Source organism: Azospira sp. APE16 (assembly GCF_047901315.1).
Classification (GTDB): Bacteria; Pseudomonadota; Gammaproteobacteria; order Burkholderiales; family Rhodocyclaceae; genus Azospira; species Azospira oryzae.
Map to the genome: position 1 here is coordinate 426,948 of NZ_CP179682.1, position 15,363 is coordinate 442,310.

At 67.0% G+C, this 15,363-nt stretch carries 15 protein-coding genes; 9 read left to right on the forward strand and 6 right to left on the reverse strand.

The features are described 5' to 3' along the window. The first annotated feature begins 5 nt into the window (after nucleotides 1-5). On the forward strand, nucleotides 6-1,919 hold the full coding sequence (locus ACLSSQ_RS02205) for a ribonuclease catalytic domain-containing protein (protein WP_416243678.1): 1,914 nt from the start codon (nucleotides 6-8) through the stop codon (nucleotides 1,917-1,919). 40 nt (nucleotides 1,920-1,959) lie between these two features. Then, nucleotides 1,960-2,808, forward strand: a complete 849-nt coding sequence (locus ACLSSQ_RS02210; protein WP_416243679.1) for an energy transducer TonB — start codon at nucleotides 1,960-1,962, stop codon at nucleotides 2,806-2,808. 24 nt (nucleotides 2,809-2,832) lie between these two features. Here the strand turns inward: ACLSSQ_RS02210 and ACLSSQ_RS02215 are convergent, their stop codons facing one another. Further along, nucleotides 2,833-3,291, reverse strand: coding sequence for a bacteriohemerythrin (locus ACLSSQ_RS02215; RefSeq protein ID WP_152089969.1), 459 nt, complete (start codon nucleotides 3,289-3,291; stop codon nucleotides 2,833-2,835). 176 nt (nucleotides 3,292-3,467) lie between these two features. Here ACLSSQ_RS02215 and aroE point away from each other — a divergent pair, with 176 nt between their 5' ends. The 3 genes from aroE (at nucleotide 3,468) to mgtE (ending at nucleotide 6,584) form a co-directional block, all read left to right on the forward strand. Continuing rightward, nucleotides 3,468-4,283 (forward strand): shikimate dehydrogenase, encoded by an 816-nt coding sequence (gene aroE, locus ACLSSQ_RS02220; RefSeq protein ID WP_416243680.1) that lies wholly within the window; start codon nucleotides 3,468-3,470, stop codon nucleotides 4,281-4,283. Between the two features lie 6 nt (nucleotides 4,284-4,289). After that, nucleotides 4,290-4,982 (forward strand): monofunctional biosynthetic peptidoglycan transglycosylase, encoded by a 693-nt coding sequence (gene mtgA / locus ACLSSQ_RS02225; protein ID WP_014235557.1) that lies wholly within the window; start codon nucleotides 4,290-4,292, stop codon nucleotides 4,980-4,982. A gap of 159 nt (nucleotides 4,983-5,141) precedes the next feature. Further along, a complete protein-coding gene (gene mgtE, locus ACLSSQ_RS02230; protein WP_014235556.1) occupies nucleotides 5,142-6,584 on the forward strand; it encodes a magnesium transporter in 1,443 nt (480 codons plus the stop codon). Nucleotides 6,585-6,664: 80 nt separating this feature from the next. On the opposite strand, the gene ACLSSQ_RS02235 is transcribed toward mgtE, so the two are convergent. The 3 genes from ACLSSQ_RS02235 to ACLSSQ_RS02245 all read right to left on the reverse strand — a co-directional run bounded on the left by ACLSSQ_RS02235 (nucleotide 6,665) and on the right by ACLSSQ_RS02245 (nucleotide 9,083). Next, nucleotides 6,665-7,522 (reverse strand): HDOD domain-containing protein, encoded by an 858-nt coding sequence (locus ACLSSQ_RS02235; protein WP_014235555.1) that lies wholly within the window; start codon nucleotides 7,520-7,522, stop codon nucleotides 6,665-6,667. Nucleotides 7,523-7,598: 76 nt separating this feature from the next. After that, entirely contained in the window at nucleotides 7,599-8,546 is a 948-nt protein-coding gene (locus ACLSSQ_RS02240) for an NAD(P)H-dependent flavin oxidoreductase (protein WP_416243681.1), read from the reverse strand. A gap of 45 nt (nucleotides 8,547-8,591) precedes the next feature. Then, entirely contained in the window at nucleotides 8,592-9,083 is a 492-nt protein-coding gene (locus ACLSSQ_RS02245; RefSeq protein WP_205229757.1) for a C40 family peptidase, read from the reverse strand. Nucleotides 9,084-9,134: 51 nt separating this feature from the next. Between ACLSSQ_RS02245 and gabD the strand changes: the two genes are divergently transcribed. Next, a complete protein-coding gene (gene gabD, locus ACLSSQ_RS02250; protein WP_416243682.1) occupies nucleotides 9,135-10,586 on the forward strand; it encodes an NADP-dependent succinate-semialdehyde dehydrogenase in 1,452 nt (483 codons plus the stop codon). Between the two features lie 105 nt (nucleotides 10,587-10,691). Here the strand turns inward: gabD and ACLSSQ_RS02255 are convergent, their stop codons facing one another. Beyond that, the gene (locus ACLSSQ_RS02255) at nucleotides 10,692-11,576 is read right to left on the reverse strand and encodes a dienelactone hydrolase family protein (protein ID WP_416243683.1); all 885 of its coding nucleotides are present in this window, start codon (nucleotides 11,574-11,576) and stop codon (nucleotides 10,692-10,694) included. 227 nt (nucleotides 11,577-11,803) lie between these two features. On the opposite strand from ACLSSQ_RS02255, the gene ACLSSQ_RS02260 reads away from it, so the two are divergent. Continuing rightward, nucleotides 11,804-12,232, forward strand: coding sequence for a tetratricopeptide repeat protein (locus tag ACLSSQ_RS02260; RefSeq protein WP_416243684.1), 429 nt, complete (start codon nucleotides 11,804-11,806; stop codon nucleotides 12,230-12,232). A 27-nt stretch (nucleotides 12,233-12,259) separates the two neighbouring features. Then, on the forward strand, nucleotides 12,260-12,391 hold the full coding sequence (locus ACLSSQ_RS02265) for a hypothetical protein (RefSeq protein WP_416243685.1): 132 nt from the start codon (nucleotides 12,260-12,262) through the stop codon (nucleotides 12,389-12,391). 64 nt (nucleotides 12,392-12,455) lie between these two features. Here ACLSSQ_RS02265 and rng read toward each other — a convergent pair whose 3' ends face one another. Continuing rightward, nucleotides 12,456-13,937: a ribonuclease G gene (gene rng / locus ACLSSQ_RS02270; protein ID WP_014235549.1), complete on the reverse strand. Its 1,482-nt coding sequence runs from the start codon at nucleotides 13,935-13,937 to the stop codon at nucleotides 12,456-12,458. A 51-nt stretch (nucleotides 13,938-13,988) separates the two neighbouring features. Here rng and yegQ point away from each other — a divergent pair, with 51 nt between their 5' ends. Beyond that, nucleotides 13,989-15,302: a tRNA 5-hydroxyuridine modification protein YegQ gene (gene yegQ, locus ACLSSQ_RS02275; protein WP_416243686.1), complete on the forward strand. Its 1,314-nt coding sequence runs from the start codon at nucleotides 13,989-13,991 to the stop codon at nucleotides 15,300-15,302. The last annotated feature ends 61 nt before the right edge of the window (nucleotides 15,303-15,363 follow it).

Consider the following 15,363-nt stretch of genomic DNA (forward strand, 5'->3'; position numbering starts at 1 on the left):
CGCCGATGAATGTTCTATTTGAAGAAGACGGCGCCTTCAAGACGGGCACCGTGCTGGCCGACAACGATGCCACCCTGCAGGTGGAAAGCGCGTCGGGCAAGCGAACCAAGGTCAAGGCTGCCGCCATCCTGCTGCGTTTCCAGAGTCCCGCCCCCGGGGCCCTGCTGGAGGCTGCCGAACCCCTGGCCCACGACATCGAACCCGAATTCCTCTGGGAGTGCTGTGCGGATGGCGAATTTTCTTTTCTGGATATTGCCAAGGACTACGTCGGCAAAGACCCCTCTCCGGTCGAGGCGGCATCGGTCCTGCTTGCCCTACACGCAGCGCCTGTCTATTTCCACCGCAAGGGTAAGGGTCGCTTCCGCAAGGCCCCTCCCGACATTCTCCAGGCTGCTCTGGCCGGTCTTGAAAAGAAGCGTCAGCAAGCGCTGGCCATAGAGCGCATGGTGGCAGAACTGAAGGCCGGTTCCCTGCCGCCCGAGTTTGCCCCCCTGCTCGACCAGCTGCTCTACGCCCCGGACCGCAACAAGCCGGAGACCAAGGCCCTGGAAGCGGCTTGCGAGGAACTGCACACCTCGGCGCCGCACCTGCTGGCCCGATGCGGCGCCATCAAGTCCCACCGCGACTACCACTTCAACCGCTTCCTGCGGGAGTACTTCCCTAAGGGCACCGGCTTCCCCGCCGTGGACGTGCCCACGGCGCCGGCCGACCTGCCCCTGGCCTCGGTGCAAGCCTTTTCCATCGACGATGCGGCCACCACCGAAATCGACGACGCCTTTTCCCTGGAAACCCTGCCCGGCATCGGCTGGCGCGTCGGCATCCACATCGCCGCCCCCGGCCTCGGTTTCGGGCCGGGCGAGGCCCTCGACCAGATTGCCCGGGACCGCCTGTCCACCGTGTACATGCCCGGCAACAAGATCACCATGCTGCCCGATGCCGTGGTGGAGGCCTACACCCTGGCCGAAGGCAAGCCGCGGCCGGCCGTCTCCCTGTACCTGACGGTGAACGAGGGCCTGGAGATCGTCGGCCACGAATCCCGCCTGGAGCGGGTGCACGTGGCGGCCAACCTGCGCCACCACGAGATCGAGCCCCTCTTCAACGAGGCAACCCTGGCCGCCGGTCTGGGCGACTTCCGCTTCGCCCAGGAACTGAAGCTGCTGTGGCAGCTGGCCTGCGCCTGCGAAGGGCGCCGCGGCAAGCCGTCCGCCACCCAGGGCATCTTCGACTACAACTTCGACGTTTTCCCCGACGCCAGCGATCCGACTGGCGCCGCCGACCGCATCGAGATCAGCGCCCGCAAGCGGGGCAGTCCCCTGGACAAGCTGGTGGCGGAACTGATGATCGTCGCCAACGCCACCTGGGGCGGCCTCCTGGCCGAGAAGAAGGTCGCCTGCATCTACCGCGCCCAGACCGCCGGCAAGGTGCGCATGACCACCTCGCCCCTGCCCCACGAGGGTCTCGGTGTGCCCCAGTACGCCTGGTCCTCCTCCCCCCTGCGGCGCTATGTGGACCTGGTGAACCAGTGGCAGCTGATCACCCTGCTGCAGGACCGGGCGCCCCACTTCGGCGCCAAGAGCGACGCGCTCTTTGCCGCCATGCGCGATTTCGACCTGACCTACGCCGCCTACGCCGAATTCCAGCGCCACATGGAGCGCTACTGGTGCCTGCGCTGGCTGGAGCAGAAGGGCGTGACGGAAATCGAAGGCACGGTGCGCAAGGAAAACCTGGTCAAGCTCGATCCTCTGCCCCTGATGCAGCGGGTGCCGTCCCTGCCCGAGCTGTCCATGGGCCAGCGGGTCAAGTTGAGCGTGGAGTCCTGGGACACCCTGTCCCTGGAGCTGAACCTGCGCTTCGTCGCCGTCATCGAGAGCGCCGATGTGGTGGCCGATGTGGGTGACGACGAGGAGGCGGGAGCCTGATATGGCGGCGGCCCGGTTGATGCCCGGATTCCTGGCCCGGATGGATGCCTCCAGCCGCAACCTGACCCTGGCCGTCGGCCTCTCCGTGCTGGTGCACGGTCTGCTGCTGTCCCTCCACTTCAAGTTCCCCGATGCCTCCCGGGCCCTGCAGGACAAGGCCCTGGACATCATCCTGGTGAACAGCAAGTCGGCGCGCCGCCCGAGCCACGCCCAGGCCCTGGCCCAGGCCAACCTGGACGGCGGCGGCAACGTCGAAGAGAACCGCCGGGCGGCCACGCCCCTGCCGCCCTCGGCGCGGCAGCAGGCCGGCAGCGACCTGGAACAGTCGCGGCAGCGGGTGCGGGACATGGAGGCCCAGCAGCAGCGCCTGCTGGCCGAAGTGAAGAGCAAGACCCGGGCGCCGCGCCAGGATTCCCGGGAGTCCCAGCCCCAGAATGCGCCGACCCTCTCGGGCCGGGACCTGGCCAGCAGCGCCATGGCCATGGCGCGCATGGAGGCCGAGATCAGCAAGAGCGTGGACGAGTACAACCAGCGTCCGCGCAAGAAGAACATCGGCACCCGGGCCGACGAATACCGCTTCGCCCGCTATGTGGAAGACTGGCGCCTGAAGGTGGAGCGGGTGGGCACCCTCAACTATCCCGAGGCCGCCCGGGGCCGGCTCTACGGCACCCTGGTGCTGTCCGTCACCATCAATGCCAACGGTTCCGTGGACAAGGTGGAGCTGGAGCGTACCTCCGGCCACAAGGTGCTGGATGACGCGGCCCTGCGCATCGTGCGCATGGCCGGCCCCTATGCGGCCTTCCCCGAGGATATCCGGCGGGACGTGGATCAGCTGGTGATCACCCGCACCTGGTTCTTCACCAGCGGCGACCGGGTCCAGGCCCAGTAAGGCGGCCCGGCCCGGTGCCGGGGTTTAGGCCCAGAAACGCTTGAAGAATCCCGACAGCCCGCTGCCCCGTTGCGGGTCCTGGCGGCAGTGGGCGGCGTAGCGCTGATCTTCCACCTGGATGTGCTGTACCAGCCAGTCCTTGAGGAAGTGCAGCAGGTCCAGGCTGATGGATTTGCCGGCGCTGACACCCTGGCGTTCGGCGGCGATGCGCTGCACGAAGGTCTCGTGCAGTTGCCGGTGGGCGGCCAGGTCCGGGTAGGCGGTGGATTCCATGAACTTCTCCTCGGCGGAGAAGTGGGCCACGGTGTAGCGTTCCAGCTCGTCGATCAGCACCAGGATCTGCTCCCGGCTGCCCTTGCCGACGATGGCGGACCACAGCCGGTTGATGGTCTCGAAGAGGGCCTGGTGCTGGGCATCGATTTCACTCATGCCCACACTGTAGCGGTCGTCCCATGTCACGATAACGGCGTCTTTTGCGCTCATTTGTTGTTAGCTCCCTGAAAAGTGCAACGCCCGGATTATAGGCAATTCCGCCATGCGTAAGCCGTTTTCTGCGGCGATTTTGTTCCCTGCGCTACGTAAGGGAGCGTTCAGGTTGCCGTCCGCCAAAAGGGATAAACTGGCGCCCTTTCCTCCATCGCAGCCTTCTTTTTGCCGCCATGACTGACCGCTATGCCGTTTTCGGCAACCCCATCGGCCACAGCAAGTCGCCCCTGATCCACTCCCTGTTTGCCGCCGCCTGCGCCCAGGACATGAGCTACGAAGCCCTGCTGGCGCCCCTGGACGGTTTCGCCGCGGCGCTGCGGGCCTTTGCCGACGGCGGCGGGCGGGGCGCCAACGTCACCGTGCCCTTCAAGGAAGAGGCTTTCCGCCTGGCCGACAGCCTGACGCCCCGGGCCGCCCGGGCCGGGGCGGTGAATACCCTGGTGCTGGAGGATGGGCACATCCTCGGCGACAACACGGACGGCGCCGGCCTGGTGCAGGACCTGCAGGTCAACCAGGCCCTGCCCCTGGCAGGCAAGGCCATTCTCCTGCTCGGCGCCGGCGGTGCCTCCCGGGGCGCCCTGGCGCCCCTGCTGGCCGCCGGTCCCTGCCGCCTGCACATCGCCAACCGCACTGCCGCCAAGGCCGCCGACCTGGCCCGGGATTTCGCCGACCTGGGCCCCGTCAGCGGCGGCGGCTATGGCGAGCTGGCCGGTCAGGGCTTCGACGTGGTGATCAATGCCACCTCCGCCAGCCTGGCCGGCGAACTGCCGCCCCTGCCTCCTGGCATCTTCAACGGCGGCGCCCTGGCCTACGACATGATGTACGGCCGGGGCGAGACGCCTTTCCTGGCCTTTGCCCGGCTGCAAGGCGCCACCCGCCTGGTGGACGGCCTGGGCATGCTGGTGGAGCAGGCGGCGGAAGCCTTCCAGCTGTGGCGCGGCGTGCGGCCCGCCACCGCGCCGGTCCTCGACCGTCTGCGGCAGGGCTGAGGCGCCGTGCGCATCCTGCATTGGCTGAAGCTGGCGGCGGCCTGGGGCGTCGGCCTCCTGCTGGCCTACCAGCTGTGGCTGTTCGCCTGGGTGCTGTGGTGGGCCAACGTCAATCCCCACATGACCCGCTTCATGGAAATCCGCCAGGAAGAACTGTGGCTGAAGACGCCGGGGGCCAGCCTGCAGAAGCAGTGGGTGGACTACGAGCGCATCTCGCCCCACCTGAAGCGGGCCATCATCGCCGCCGAAGACGCCAAGTTCGTCGATCATGAAGGCTTCGACTGGGACGGCATCCAGAAGGCGGTGGAAAAGAACCAGCGCCGCGGCAAGGTGGTGGCCGGCGGCTCCACCATCTCCCAGCAACTGGCGAAGAACCTGTTCCTTTCCCCGAGCAAGACGCCCTGGCGCAAGGCCGAGGAGGCCGCCATCACCCTGATGCTGGAAACCGCCTGGTCCAAGCGGCGCATCTTCGAGGTCTATCTCAATGTGGTGGAGTGGGGCAACGGCGTCTTCGGCGCCGAGGCGGCGGCCCGCCATTACTTCAATGTCTCCGCCGCCCAGCTGGGACCGGAACAGGCGGCGAAGCTGGCCGCCATGCTGCCCAATCCCCGCTTCTACGACCGCAACCGCAGCGCCCCGGGGCTGCTGAAAAAGACCGGCATCATCCTGGGCCGGATGGGGGCGGCGGAACTCCCCTGAGACCGGCTTGCCCATACCCATGGGCGGGCCGTCGGGGCGCCGCTTGGGGATATCCCGTAGCCCGGTGGATTCCCGTGATTTTTGTCAAAGTCCTGACCCGGTGCGGTGCTAGAATGCGCCATCTTTTTGCGGCATCGCACCATTCCCCGGTTTGCCACCATGAGCGAAGAAATCCAGCACGCTGACGCCGATGAGCTGCAGGCGCGCCTCTCCGAGGTGCAGACCCTGCTCGCCCGGCATCACCTGGTGGAGGACCTGGTGCACAAGCAGGAGATGCCCCGCCACGAGCTGGTGGAGTCCCTGGTGCACAAGCAGCACCTGAACGAGCTGCGCCACAAGCTGGACAAGATGCACCCGGCCGACGTGGCCTACATCCTGGAGGCCCTGCCCCTGGATGAGCGTCTCATGGTGTGGGACCTGGTCAAGGCGGAGCGGGACGGGGAAATCCTGCTGGAAGTGTCGGATGCGGTCCGGGAAACCCTGATCGCCAACATGGATTCGGACGAGCTGGTGGCCGCCGCCGAATCCCTGGATGCCGACGAACTGGCCGACCTGGCGCCGGACCTGCCCCACGAGGTGATCCAGGACGTCTTCCAGTCCCTCTCTGTGGAAGAGCGGGAGCAGCTGCGCGCCGCCATGTCCTACCCCGAGGACTCGGTCGGCTCCATCATGGATTTCGAAATGGTCACGGTGCGGGAAGACGTGACCCTGGAAGTGGTGCTGCGCTACCTGCGCCGCTTCGACGAACTGCCCGACCACACCGACCAGCTCTTCGTGCTGGACCGGGACGAGCGCCTGAAGGGCGTACTGCCCCTCAACAAGCTGCTCATCAACGATCCCGAGTCCGAAGTGGCGGACGTCATGATCAGCGACTTCGTCCATCTGGAACCGGACGACGACGCCGAGGAAGCAGCCCAGGCCTTCGAACGCTACGACCTGGTGAGCGCCCCGGTGGTGGACCGGGACGACCGCCTGGTGGGTCGCGTCACCGTCAATGCGGTGGTGGACTTCATCCGGGAAGAATCGGAAAGCGAACTGCTGGCCCAGGCCGGTCTGCGGGAAGAGGAAGACATCTTCGCCTCGGTGTGGAACTCGGTGAAAAACCGCTGGACCTGGCTGGCCATCAACCTGGTGACGGCCTTCATCGCCTCCCGGGTGATCGGCGCCTTCGAAGGCTCCATCGAAAAGCTGGTGGCCCTGGCCGCCCTCATGCCCATCGTCGCCGGCATCGGCGGCAATTCGGGCAACCAGACCATCACCATGATCGTGCGCGCCATCGCCCTCGGCCAGATCCAGCCAGAATCGGCGCGGCGCCTGCTGCACAAGGAACTGGGCGTGGCCCTGATCAACGGCCTGGTGTGGGGCGGGCTGCTCGGCGTGGTCTCCTGGTGGCTGTACCACTCCTTCCAGCTGGGCCTGGTGATGACCGGGGCCATGACCCTCAACCTGCTGCTGGCGGCCACCGTCGGCGTGGTCATTCCCATGACCATGCAGAAGTTCGGCCGGGACCCGGCCCTGGGCTCCTCGGTGCTGATCACCGCCGTCACCGACTCCGGCGGCTTCTTCATCTTCCTCGGCCTGGCCACCCTGTTCCTGCTCTGAAGGGCGCCGTTCCCGACAATAAAAAAGCCGCTCCAGGAGCGGCTTTTTTCATGGCGGCGGTGCCGCCGCGACGTCCGGGTTCAGGCCGCCTTGCGGGCGGAGTCCAGCTTGAACAGCAGGTCGTCCACGATGTCGTTGAGGTCCGTCTCGGTGAGGCCGAAGAAACCGGCCACGGCGCCCTTGCCCTTTTCCCACTCGCCGTCCTCGTTGAGGCGCAGGAAGGTGCCGACGATGCGCTCGGCCAGCAGGGCCAGGGCGATCAGGGTGCACGATTCGTCGGAGAGGCCGCTGCCGTCGTTGAAGACGGAGAAATCGTGGTGGGAGAGGATGGCGGAGCTGACCGTCTCCGGCAGGCCCCAGTTGCGCGCCATGAGGTAGCCGATGACGGCATGGTTGGTGCCGTGGATTTCGTCCTCGATGGCGGTGAAGGGCAGGTCGATGCGGCGGTTGGCTTCGCCCAGGGTCTTCTTGTAGTCCGGGTAGCGCCGCATCAGGATGGGGATGCCGCAGTCGTGGAAGAGGCCGAAGGTGTAGGCCGTGTCGCGGCTGGTGCCGGGCAGGATCTCGGCCAGCTTGGCGCAGACGCCGGCGCAGTAGGTGGCGCTGTCCCAGAAGCGGTCCATGGCATGGTTGTTCTGGGAGAGGTTCTTGCGCAGCAACTCGTTCACCACCAGGTTGAGCACGTTGTTGAAGCCCAGGCGGCCCAGGGCTTCGCCGATGGAGCCGACCTTGCTGCCGGTGGAAAAGAGGGGGGAATTGGCGCACTTGATGACGCCGGCGGCCAGGCCCACGTCCTGGCTGATGAGCCGGGCCACCTTGGTCGAACTGGCATCCGGGCGGTGCATCTCCTGGGCCAGGGCAGCGAGCACCGCGGGGCAGGGGGGAATCTCCACCCCGCGGAGCAGTTTGCTGACTTCGGTTTCGTCGATGGTACGCATGGGGAAAGGCTCTCGAATGTCGTTATTTAGGGCCTAACCCTAGCATCAACGGCGGCGCCGAAAAATATGGCTTTGGTTATACCGGCCGCAAGGCTTGGGACGGCTGGCATTGGCAGGCCTGGCGGTATTCCGCGGCCAGCCGCGCGGCCAGTTCGGCCACCGTCGGCACGTCGTGGATGTTGGCGACGCCGTGGCCGGCGCTCCACACGTCGCGCCAGGCCTTGGCCTCGTCGCCGCCGTAGTTGTGGTTGGCCTGGCCGCCGGCAGCCAGGCTTTCCTTGGTGTAGCCGGCCTTCTCCAGGCTTTGCCAGATGAAGTTGGCGTTGGTGCCGGAGACGGCGTCCGTATACACGATGTCCCGCGGGCCGGCGCTGACCAGCATGTCCTTGTAGGCCTGCTGGGCCATGGACTCCTGGGTGGCGATGAGGCGGGTGCCCATGTAGGCGAAATCGGCCCCGGCGATTTCGGCGGCGCGGATGGAGGCGCCGTCGGAAATGGCCCCGCCCAGGATCAGCGCCCCGTCCCAGAACTCCCGGATTTCCCGCAGCAGGGCGAAGGGATTCTGGGTCCCGGCATGGCCGCCGGCGCCGGCGGAGACGGCAATGATGCCGTCCACGCCCGCCTCGATGGCCTTCTTGGCGTGGTAGGCGTGGATGACGTCGGAGAACACCAGGCCGCCGTAGCCATGCACCACCTCCACCAGCTTGCTGGGGTTGCCCAGGCTGGTGATGACGAAGGGCACCTTGTGCTTGACCACCAGGGCCACGTCCTCTTCCAGGCGGGTGTTGGAGTGATGCAGGATCAGGTTGATGCCGAAGGGCGCATCCTTCGGGCCCAGCTCCTTATTCATGCGGGTCAGCCATTCATCCAGCTGGCTGGCGGGACGGGCGTTGAGGGAGGGGAAGCTGGCGGCGATGCCGGCCTTGCAGGCGTTGATGACCAGATCGGGGCCGGATACGAGAAACATGGGCGCAGCAATGGCGGGAACCGCCATCCGGCCCTGGAACAGAGCGGGAACGGGCATGTGAAACTGTCTCCTAAGATTGTGGTTTTTTTACGGCCCGACGGCTTAGTCGAAGTAGGACCGGGCAGCCTCGAAGCGTTCCGCATAGTAGCGGGCTCCCAGACTGTCGATTCGGATTCTGCCATTAGTTGCCGGCGCGTGCACGAAGCGGTCGTCACCGATGTAGATGCCCACGTGGGAGTAGGAGCGGTTCATGGTGTTGAAGAATACCAGGTCGCCCGGCTTGAGGCCCTGGCGCGGCACGGGGCGGCCGTTGCGGGCGATGTCGGCGGCGCTGCCGGAAACTTTCAGGCCCGCCGCCTGGCCATAGATGTAGCTGACCATGCCGCTGCAGTCCAGACCCGCTTCCGGGTTCTTGCCGCCGAAGCGGTAGCCGGTGTCGATCAGGGAAAAGGCGTACAGCACCACGTCCTGGGCCTTGGCCGAGAGGGGCGCGGCGGCGCGCTCCGCTGGCCTTTCCGGGGGCGATGGCGGTAAGCTGCCGCAGCCGGCAAGGGCGGCGGCCAAGCTCAGGCAATGGATGAGCTTTCTAGTCATAACCCCAAGTATAAACGACGGTTTTTATAAAATTCCAACGACGAGACAAAGATGAAACTTGAGGATTCCAATCTGTTGCGCCAGCAGTGCTATCTCAACGGCCAGTGGGTGGGCGGCGAGAGCGACTTCCCGGTGCGCAATCCGGCCAGCGGGGCCGAACTGGCCCGGGTGCCCCGTCTCGGTGCCGCCGAGACCCGTGCCGCCATTGCCGCCGCCGATGCCGCCTGGCCGGCCTGGCGCGGCAGGACGGCGAAGGAGCGGGCAGGGGTGCTGCGCCGCTGGTTCGAGCTGATCAACCAGCATGCCGACGACCTGGCCCTGCTCATGACCAGCGAACAGGGCAAGCCCCTGGCCGAGGCCAGGGGGGAGGTGCTGTATGCCGCCTCCTTCGTCGAATGGTTTGCCGAGGAGGCCAAGCGGGCCTACGGCGAGACCATTCCCGCCGTGGCGGCGGACAAGCGCATGCTGGTGATCAAGCAGCCCATCGGCGTCTGCGCCGCCATCACGCCGTGGAATTTCCCCGCCGCCATGATCACGCGCAAGGTGGCGCCGGCCCTGGCGGCCGGCTGCACGGTGGTGGTCAAGCCGGCGGAACAGACGCCCCTGACCGCCCTGGCCCTGACCGAACTGGCCCACCGGGCAGGTTTTCCTGCTGGCGTCTTCAACGTCATCACCGGCGATCCGGTGGCCATCGGCGGCGAACTGACGTCCAACCCGGCGGTGCGCAAGCTCTCCTTTACCGGCTCCACCGAAGTGGGCCGCCTGCTCATGGGCCAGTGTGCGCCGAGCATCAAGAAGCTGTCCCTGGAACTGGGGGGCAACGCCCCCTTCATCGTCTTCGACGACGCCGACCTGGATGCGGCGGTGGAAGGGGCCATGATCTCCAAGTACCGCAACACCGGCCAGACCTGCGTCTGCGCCAACCGGCTGCTGGTGCAGGACGGCATCTACGAGGCCTTCGCCGCCAAGCTGGCGGCAAAGGTGGCCACGCTGAAGGTGGGCGAAGGCACGGAGGCCGGCGTCACTCAGGGGCCCCTGATCGACGCTGACGCCCTGGCCAAGGTGGAGGCCCACATCGCCGACGCCGTGGCCCACGGCGCCCGGGTCTTGGCCGGCGGCCGGCGCCACGAGCGCTACAGGGAGGGCGGCGCCTTCTTCCAGCCCACGGTGCTGGCGGACGTGACGCCCCAGATGCGGGTGGCCCGGGAGGAGACCTTCGGCCCGGTGGCGCCCCTGTTCCGCTTCAAGACCGAGGAAGAGGCCATCGCCCTGGCCAACGCCACCGAGTTCGGCCTGGCCTCCTACTTCTACTCCCGGGACATCGGCCGCATCTTCCGTGTCGGCGAGGCCCTGGAATACGGCATGGTGGGGGTGAACACGGGCCTCATCTCCAACGAGGTGGCGCCCTTCGGCGGCATCAAGCAGTCGGGCCTGGGCCGGGAAGGCTCCAAGTACGGCCTGGAGGAATACCTGGAAGTGAAGTACCTGTGCCTGGGGCTCTAAGCCCCTGCTCTGCAAGCTAGAAGGGACGGGCTTCTCCGGCGTGTCATGCCGGGGAAGCCCGTCCCTTCTGCCTTCTGGGGGTGCCCGGTTTGCGAGCCCGGCCGTCTAGACGCCGTGCTGCTGCAGCCAGGCCAGCAGCCGCCGCCAGCCGTCGGCCGCGGGTTCGGGGCGGTAGCTGGGCCGGTAGTCGGCGTGGAAGGCGTGGGGCGCCTCCGGATAGACCACGATCTCGGAGGGATTGCCGGCCGCCTTGAGGGCGGCCCGCATTTTCTCCACCGTCTCCAGGGGAATGCCCTGGTCCTGGCCGCCGTAGAGGCCGAGGACCGGCGTCTTGAGGCTGGAGGCCACGTCCAGCGGGTGCTTCGGCGTCAGGTCGCTGGCGTTGCCCACCAGGCGGCCATACCAGGCCACCCCGGCCCGCACCGCCGGATTGTGGGCGCTGTACAGCCAGGTGATGCGGCCGCCCCAGCAGAAGCCGGTGATGGCCAGGCGCTCCGGATCGCCGCCGTTCTTCGCGGCCCAGGCGGCGCAGCCGTCCAGGTCGGCCAGCACCTGGGCGTCGGGCACCTTGGCGATGATGGTCTCCATGAGCTTGGGAATGCTGTCCACCGTGGCCGGGTCGCCCTGGCGGGCAAACAGCTGGGGCGCGATGGCCAGGTAGCCCAGCCTGGCCAGGCGGCGGCAGATGTCCTGGATGTATTCATGGACGCCGAAGATTTCCGACACCACCAGCACCGTGGGCAGGCGCTCGCCCTGTTCCGGCCGGGCGCAGTAGGCGGCAACGCTTTCGCCGCCCACCGGCACCTGGATGGCGGCGGTCCTGAGGCCGCTGCTGTCGGTCTTGATCTGGGTCTGGGCGCACACCGGCTGCACGGCCAGGGCGAATCCAGTGCCAATCGCGGCGCCGACGGCGGTGGCGACGAAGGTGCGGCGGTCCATGTTGTTATTGGGCACCAGGCTGTCGAATTCCGGGGAGGTGCTGACGCTCATGGCGGGCTCCGTTTCGGGTTGGGGAAACGTCAGCATAGGCAGCCGGCGGGGCTGGCGCAAATTGCCCCGGTCAGGTCTTCATCTGGCGGCCGCTCGGGCAACCCCGGCGGCCCGGTGCGACAGTCTGCCGCGCGACCATTTGCCTCATTCCGCCCCAATGCCCCTATCCATAGAATGGTTTTCCCCGGCCGCCGCCGGGCGATTGACCGTTCAAGAAAGGACATTCCATGGGGCTCCGTCACCTTAGCTGGGCCATCCTCCTGGCCCTGGGCTGCACCGCCGTCCATGCCGAACCCGCCGCCGGCGAGCGCTTCGCGCAGGCTGCCCAGGCCCACCGCCAGGGCGACTACCGCCAGGCCCTGCAACTGTGGCAACAGCTGGCCGAGCAGGGGCAGCGGGACGCCCAGTACAACCTGGGCCTGATGTACCGCTACGCCGACGGCGTGCCCCAGGACCTGGCCGCCGCCATGAAGTGGTACAAGCGGGCGGCGGAGCAGGGCGACCTGCAGTCCCAGTACGAAGTGGGGCTGATGTACCAGGAAGGGGTGGGCGTGGCCGCCGACCAGGCCGAGGCCCACCGCTGGTTCACCATGAACCGCCAGCACCACTACCACCACCTGGCCCACAATCCCCAGCTGGAGCAGTGGCGCCGGTAGGCTTCCGCCCTGCTGTGGCAGCGGGACATGCAGGAATCCCTGGCCCGTTCCCGGGACGACGGCCAGCAGGTGCTGGCCCGCCTGCAGGAACGCCTGCGCCAGGGCGACGCGCCCCGGGTGCAGACCGCGGCGGTGGCAGGAGACACCCTGGCGCGCTAGACGCCGGAGCGAAAAAACGAAGGGGCGCCCGCGGGCGCCCCTTTATCGTTGACGCAGGACCGGCCTACATCAGCACGATGTCGTACTGCTCCTGGTTGTAGCTGGCCTCGGCCTGGAGGGAGATGGCCTTGCCGATGAAGTCGGAAAGCATGGCCAGGGACTGGGATTCCTCGTCCAGATACAGGTCGATCACCGACGGCGCCGCCAGGATGCGGTATTCCCGGGCATTGAACTGGCGCGCCTCCCGCAGCAGCTCCCGCAGGATCTCGTAGCACACGGTACGGGCGGTCTTCACCTCGCCGCGGCCGCCGCAGGTGGGGCAGGTCTCGCACAGCACGTGGGCCAGGGATTCCCGGGTGCGCTTGCGCGTCATCTCCACCAGGCCCAGGGCGGTGAAACCGTTCACCGTCATCTTGGTGTGGTCCCGGGCCAGGGCCTTGTTGAACTCGGCCAGCACCGCGTCCCGGTGTTCCGGGTTCTCCATGTCGATGAAGTCCACGATGATGATGCCGCCCAGGTTGCGCAGGCGCAGCTGGCGGGCGATGGTCTGGGCCGCTTCCAGGTTGGTCTTGAAGATGGTGTCGTCGAAGTTGCGTACGCCGACGAAGCCGCCGGTGTTCACATCGATGGTGGTCATGGCTTCGGTCTGATCGATGATCAGGTAGCCACCGGATTTCAGATCGACGCGCCGGGCCAGGGCCTTCTGGATTTCATCCTCCACCCCGTGCAGGTCAAAGAGGGGCCGCTCGCCCGTGTAGTGGTCGAGCAGTTCCAGCACCTTGGGGGTGTACAGGGCGGCGAATTCCTTCAGCTTCTGGAAGTTCTCCCGGGAGTCGATGACGATGCGCGAGGTCTCCGGATTGACGAAGTCCCGCAGCACCCGCTGGGACAGGGACAGCTCCTGGTACAGCAGGTGGGGCGGGGCCACCCGCAGGGAGTTTTCCTTGATGCCGCGCCAGGTCTTGCGCAGGTACTCGATGTCGTTGGCCAGTTCCTCGTCGGAGGCGTTCTCAGCCATGGTGCGGACGATGAAGCCGCCCTTCTCGTCCTCCGGCACCAGGCGGGTCAGGCGTTCCCGCAGCTGCTCCCGCTCCTGCTCATCCTCGATGCGCTGGGAGACGCCGATGTGCTTCTCCTGGGGCAGATAGACCAGCATGCGGCCGGCGATGGAAATCTGGGTGGAGAGGCGGGCGCCCTTGGTGCCGATGGGGTCCTTGATCACCTGCACCACCAGGCTCTGGCCCTCGGTGAGGATGCGCTCGATGGGGCGCATGCCGCCTTCGCCGTCGCCCTTCTCGCCGTTCTTTTCGCTATGGCGCGGCAGCCAGATGTCGGCCACGTGGAGGAAGGCGGTGCGTTCCAGGCCCACGTCGATGAAGGCCGACTGCATGCCCGGCAGGATGCGTACCACCTTGCCCAGGTAGATGTTGCCGACGATGCCGAGGGAAGCGGTGCGCTCGATGTGCAGTTCCTGGGCGACGCCCTGGTGCATCACCGCCACCCGGGTTTCCTGGGGGGTGAAATTGATGAGGATTTCTTCAGGCATGGGAAGGATGGGAAGACAGGTAAAATTCAGGTTTTGGCCCATTCTACCCCAATGCCTTCTACCCCCTCCGCCGGCGCCCCCGCGGCCCCCCAGCCCGCTCGCCGCGGCCCCGAACTGCTGGCCCCCGCCGGCACCCGGGCCATGATGGACAGCGCCTTCGCCTTTGGTGCCGACGCGGTCTACGCCGGCCAGCCCCGCTACAGCCTGCGGGTGCGCAACAACGATTTCGGCAACATGAGCGTGCTGGCCGAAGCCCGCCAGGCCGCCCGGGAACTGGGCAAGCAGTTCTACCTGGTGAGCAACATCTTCCCCCACAACGCCAAGGTGCGGACCTATCTGGCAGACATGGAACCGGTGATCGACATGGCGCCGGACGCCCTGATCATGGCCGACCCGGGCCTCATCGCCATGGTGCGGGAGAAGTGGCCGCAGATGCCGGTGCACCTTTCCGTCCAGTCCAACACGGTGAACTACGCCGCGGTGAAGTTCTGGAAGAGCGTCGGCATTTCCCGGGTCATCCTCTCCCGGGAGCTGTCCCTGGACGAGGTGGCGGAGATCCGCCAGGAATGTCCGGACATGGAGCTGGAAGTGTTCGTGCACGGCGCCCTGTGCATCGCCTATTCGGGCCGCTGCCTGCTCTCCGGCTACTTCAACCGGCGCGATCCCAACCAGGGCACCTGCACCAATTCCTGCCGCTGGGACTACAAGGTTCATCCCGAGAACGAATCCGCCGACGGCCGGCCCGAATCCAAGGTGTGGCTGCTGGAGGAGAAGGAGCGCCCCGGCGAGCTGATGCCCATTGAGGAAGACGAGCACGGCACCTACATCATGAATTCCCGGGACCTGCGGGCCATCGAGCACGTGCAGCGGCTGGTGGAAATCGGCGTCGATTCCCTGAAGATCGAGGGCCGCACCAAGTCTCCCTACTACGCTGCCCGGGCCTGCCAGGCCTACCGCCGGGCCATCGACGACGCCGTGGCCGGCCGGCCCTTCGACGCCTCCCTGCTCTCCGACCTGGAAGGCCTGGCCAACCGGGGCTACACCGACGGCTTCTACCAGCGCCACCACGACGCCGAGTACCAGAACTACCTCAAGGGCCACTCCGAATCCGAACGCAGCCTCTACGTGGGCGACGCCACCGCCTTCGATGCGGAACGGGGCCTGATGCAGGTGGAGGTGAAGAACCGTTTCGCCGTCGGCGACCGGCTGGAAATCATCCACCCCGCCGGCAACCGGGTGCTGGCCCTGGAGCGCATGGAAAACAAGGCCGGCGAGCCGGTCGCCGTGGCCCCGGGCAACGGCCACATCATGTGGCTGCCCCTGCCGCCCGACTGCCAGGGCGCCTATATCGCCCGCCTGCTCTAGACCTCGGGGCAGCGGAAGGCGCCATGATTTCCCACCCGGCCTCCTCGGTGATCTCTGTTCC

Coding starts and splice junctions, on each gene's coding strand:
- ACLSSQ_RS02205 (WP_416243678.1), top strand. CDS start 6: ATGAATGTTCTATTTGAAGAAGACGGCGCCTTCAAGACGGGCACCGTG.
- ACLSSQ_RS02210 (WP_416243679.1), top strand. CDS start 1,960: ATGGATGCCTCCAGCCGCAACCTGACCCTGGCCGTCGGCCTCTCCGTG.
- ACLSSQ_RS02215 (WP_152089969.1), bottom strand. CDS start 3,291: ATGAGCGCAAAAGACGCCGTTATCGTGACATGGGACGACCGCTACAGT.
- aroE (WP_416243680.1), top strand. CDS start 3,468: ATGACTGACCGCTATGCCGTTTTCGGCAACCCCATCGGCCACAGCAAG.
- mgtE (WP_014235556.1), top strand. CDS start 5,142: ATGAGCGAAGAAATCCAGCACGCTGACGCCGATGAGCTGCAGGCGCGC.
- ACLSSQ_RS02235 (WP_014235555.1), bottom strand. CDS start 7,522: ATGCGTACCATCGACGAAACCGAAGTCAGCAAACTGCTCCGCGGGGTG.
- ACLSSQ_RS02240 (WP_416243681.1), bottom strand. CDS start 8,546: ATGCCCGTTCCCGCTCTGTTCCAGGGCCGGATGGCGGTTCCCGCCATT.
- ACLSSQ_RS02245 (WP_205229757.1), bottom strand. CDS start 9,083: ATGACTAGAAAGCTCATCCATTGCCTGAGCTTGGCCGCCGCCCTTGCC.
- gabD (WP_416243682.1), top strand. CDS start 9,135: ATGAAACTTGAGGATTCCAATCTGTTGCGCCAGCAGTGCTATCTCAAC.
- ACLSSQ_RS02255 (WP_416243683.1), bottom strand. CDS start 11,576: ATGAGCGTCAGCACCTCCCCGGAATTCGACAGCCTGGTGCCCAATAAC.
- ACLSSQ_RS02260 (WP_416243684.1), top strand. CDS start 11,804: ATGGGGCTCCGTCACCTTAGCTGGGCCATCCTCCTGGCCCTGGGCTGC.
- ACLSSQ_RS02265 (WP_416243685.1), top strand. CDS start 12,260: ATGCAGGAATCCCTGGCCCGTTCCCGGGACGACGGCCAGCAGGTGCTG.
- rng (WP_014235549.1), bottom strand. CDS start 13,937: ATGCCTGAAGAAATCCTCATCAATTTCACCCCCCAGGAAACCCGGGTG.
- yegQ (WP_416243686.1), top strand. CDS start 13,989: ATGCCTTCTACCCCCTCCGCCGGCGCCCCCGCGGCCCCCCAGCCCGCT.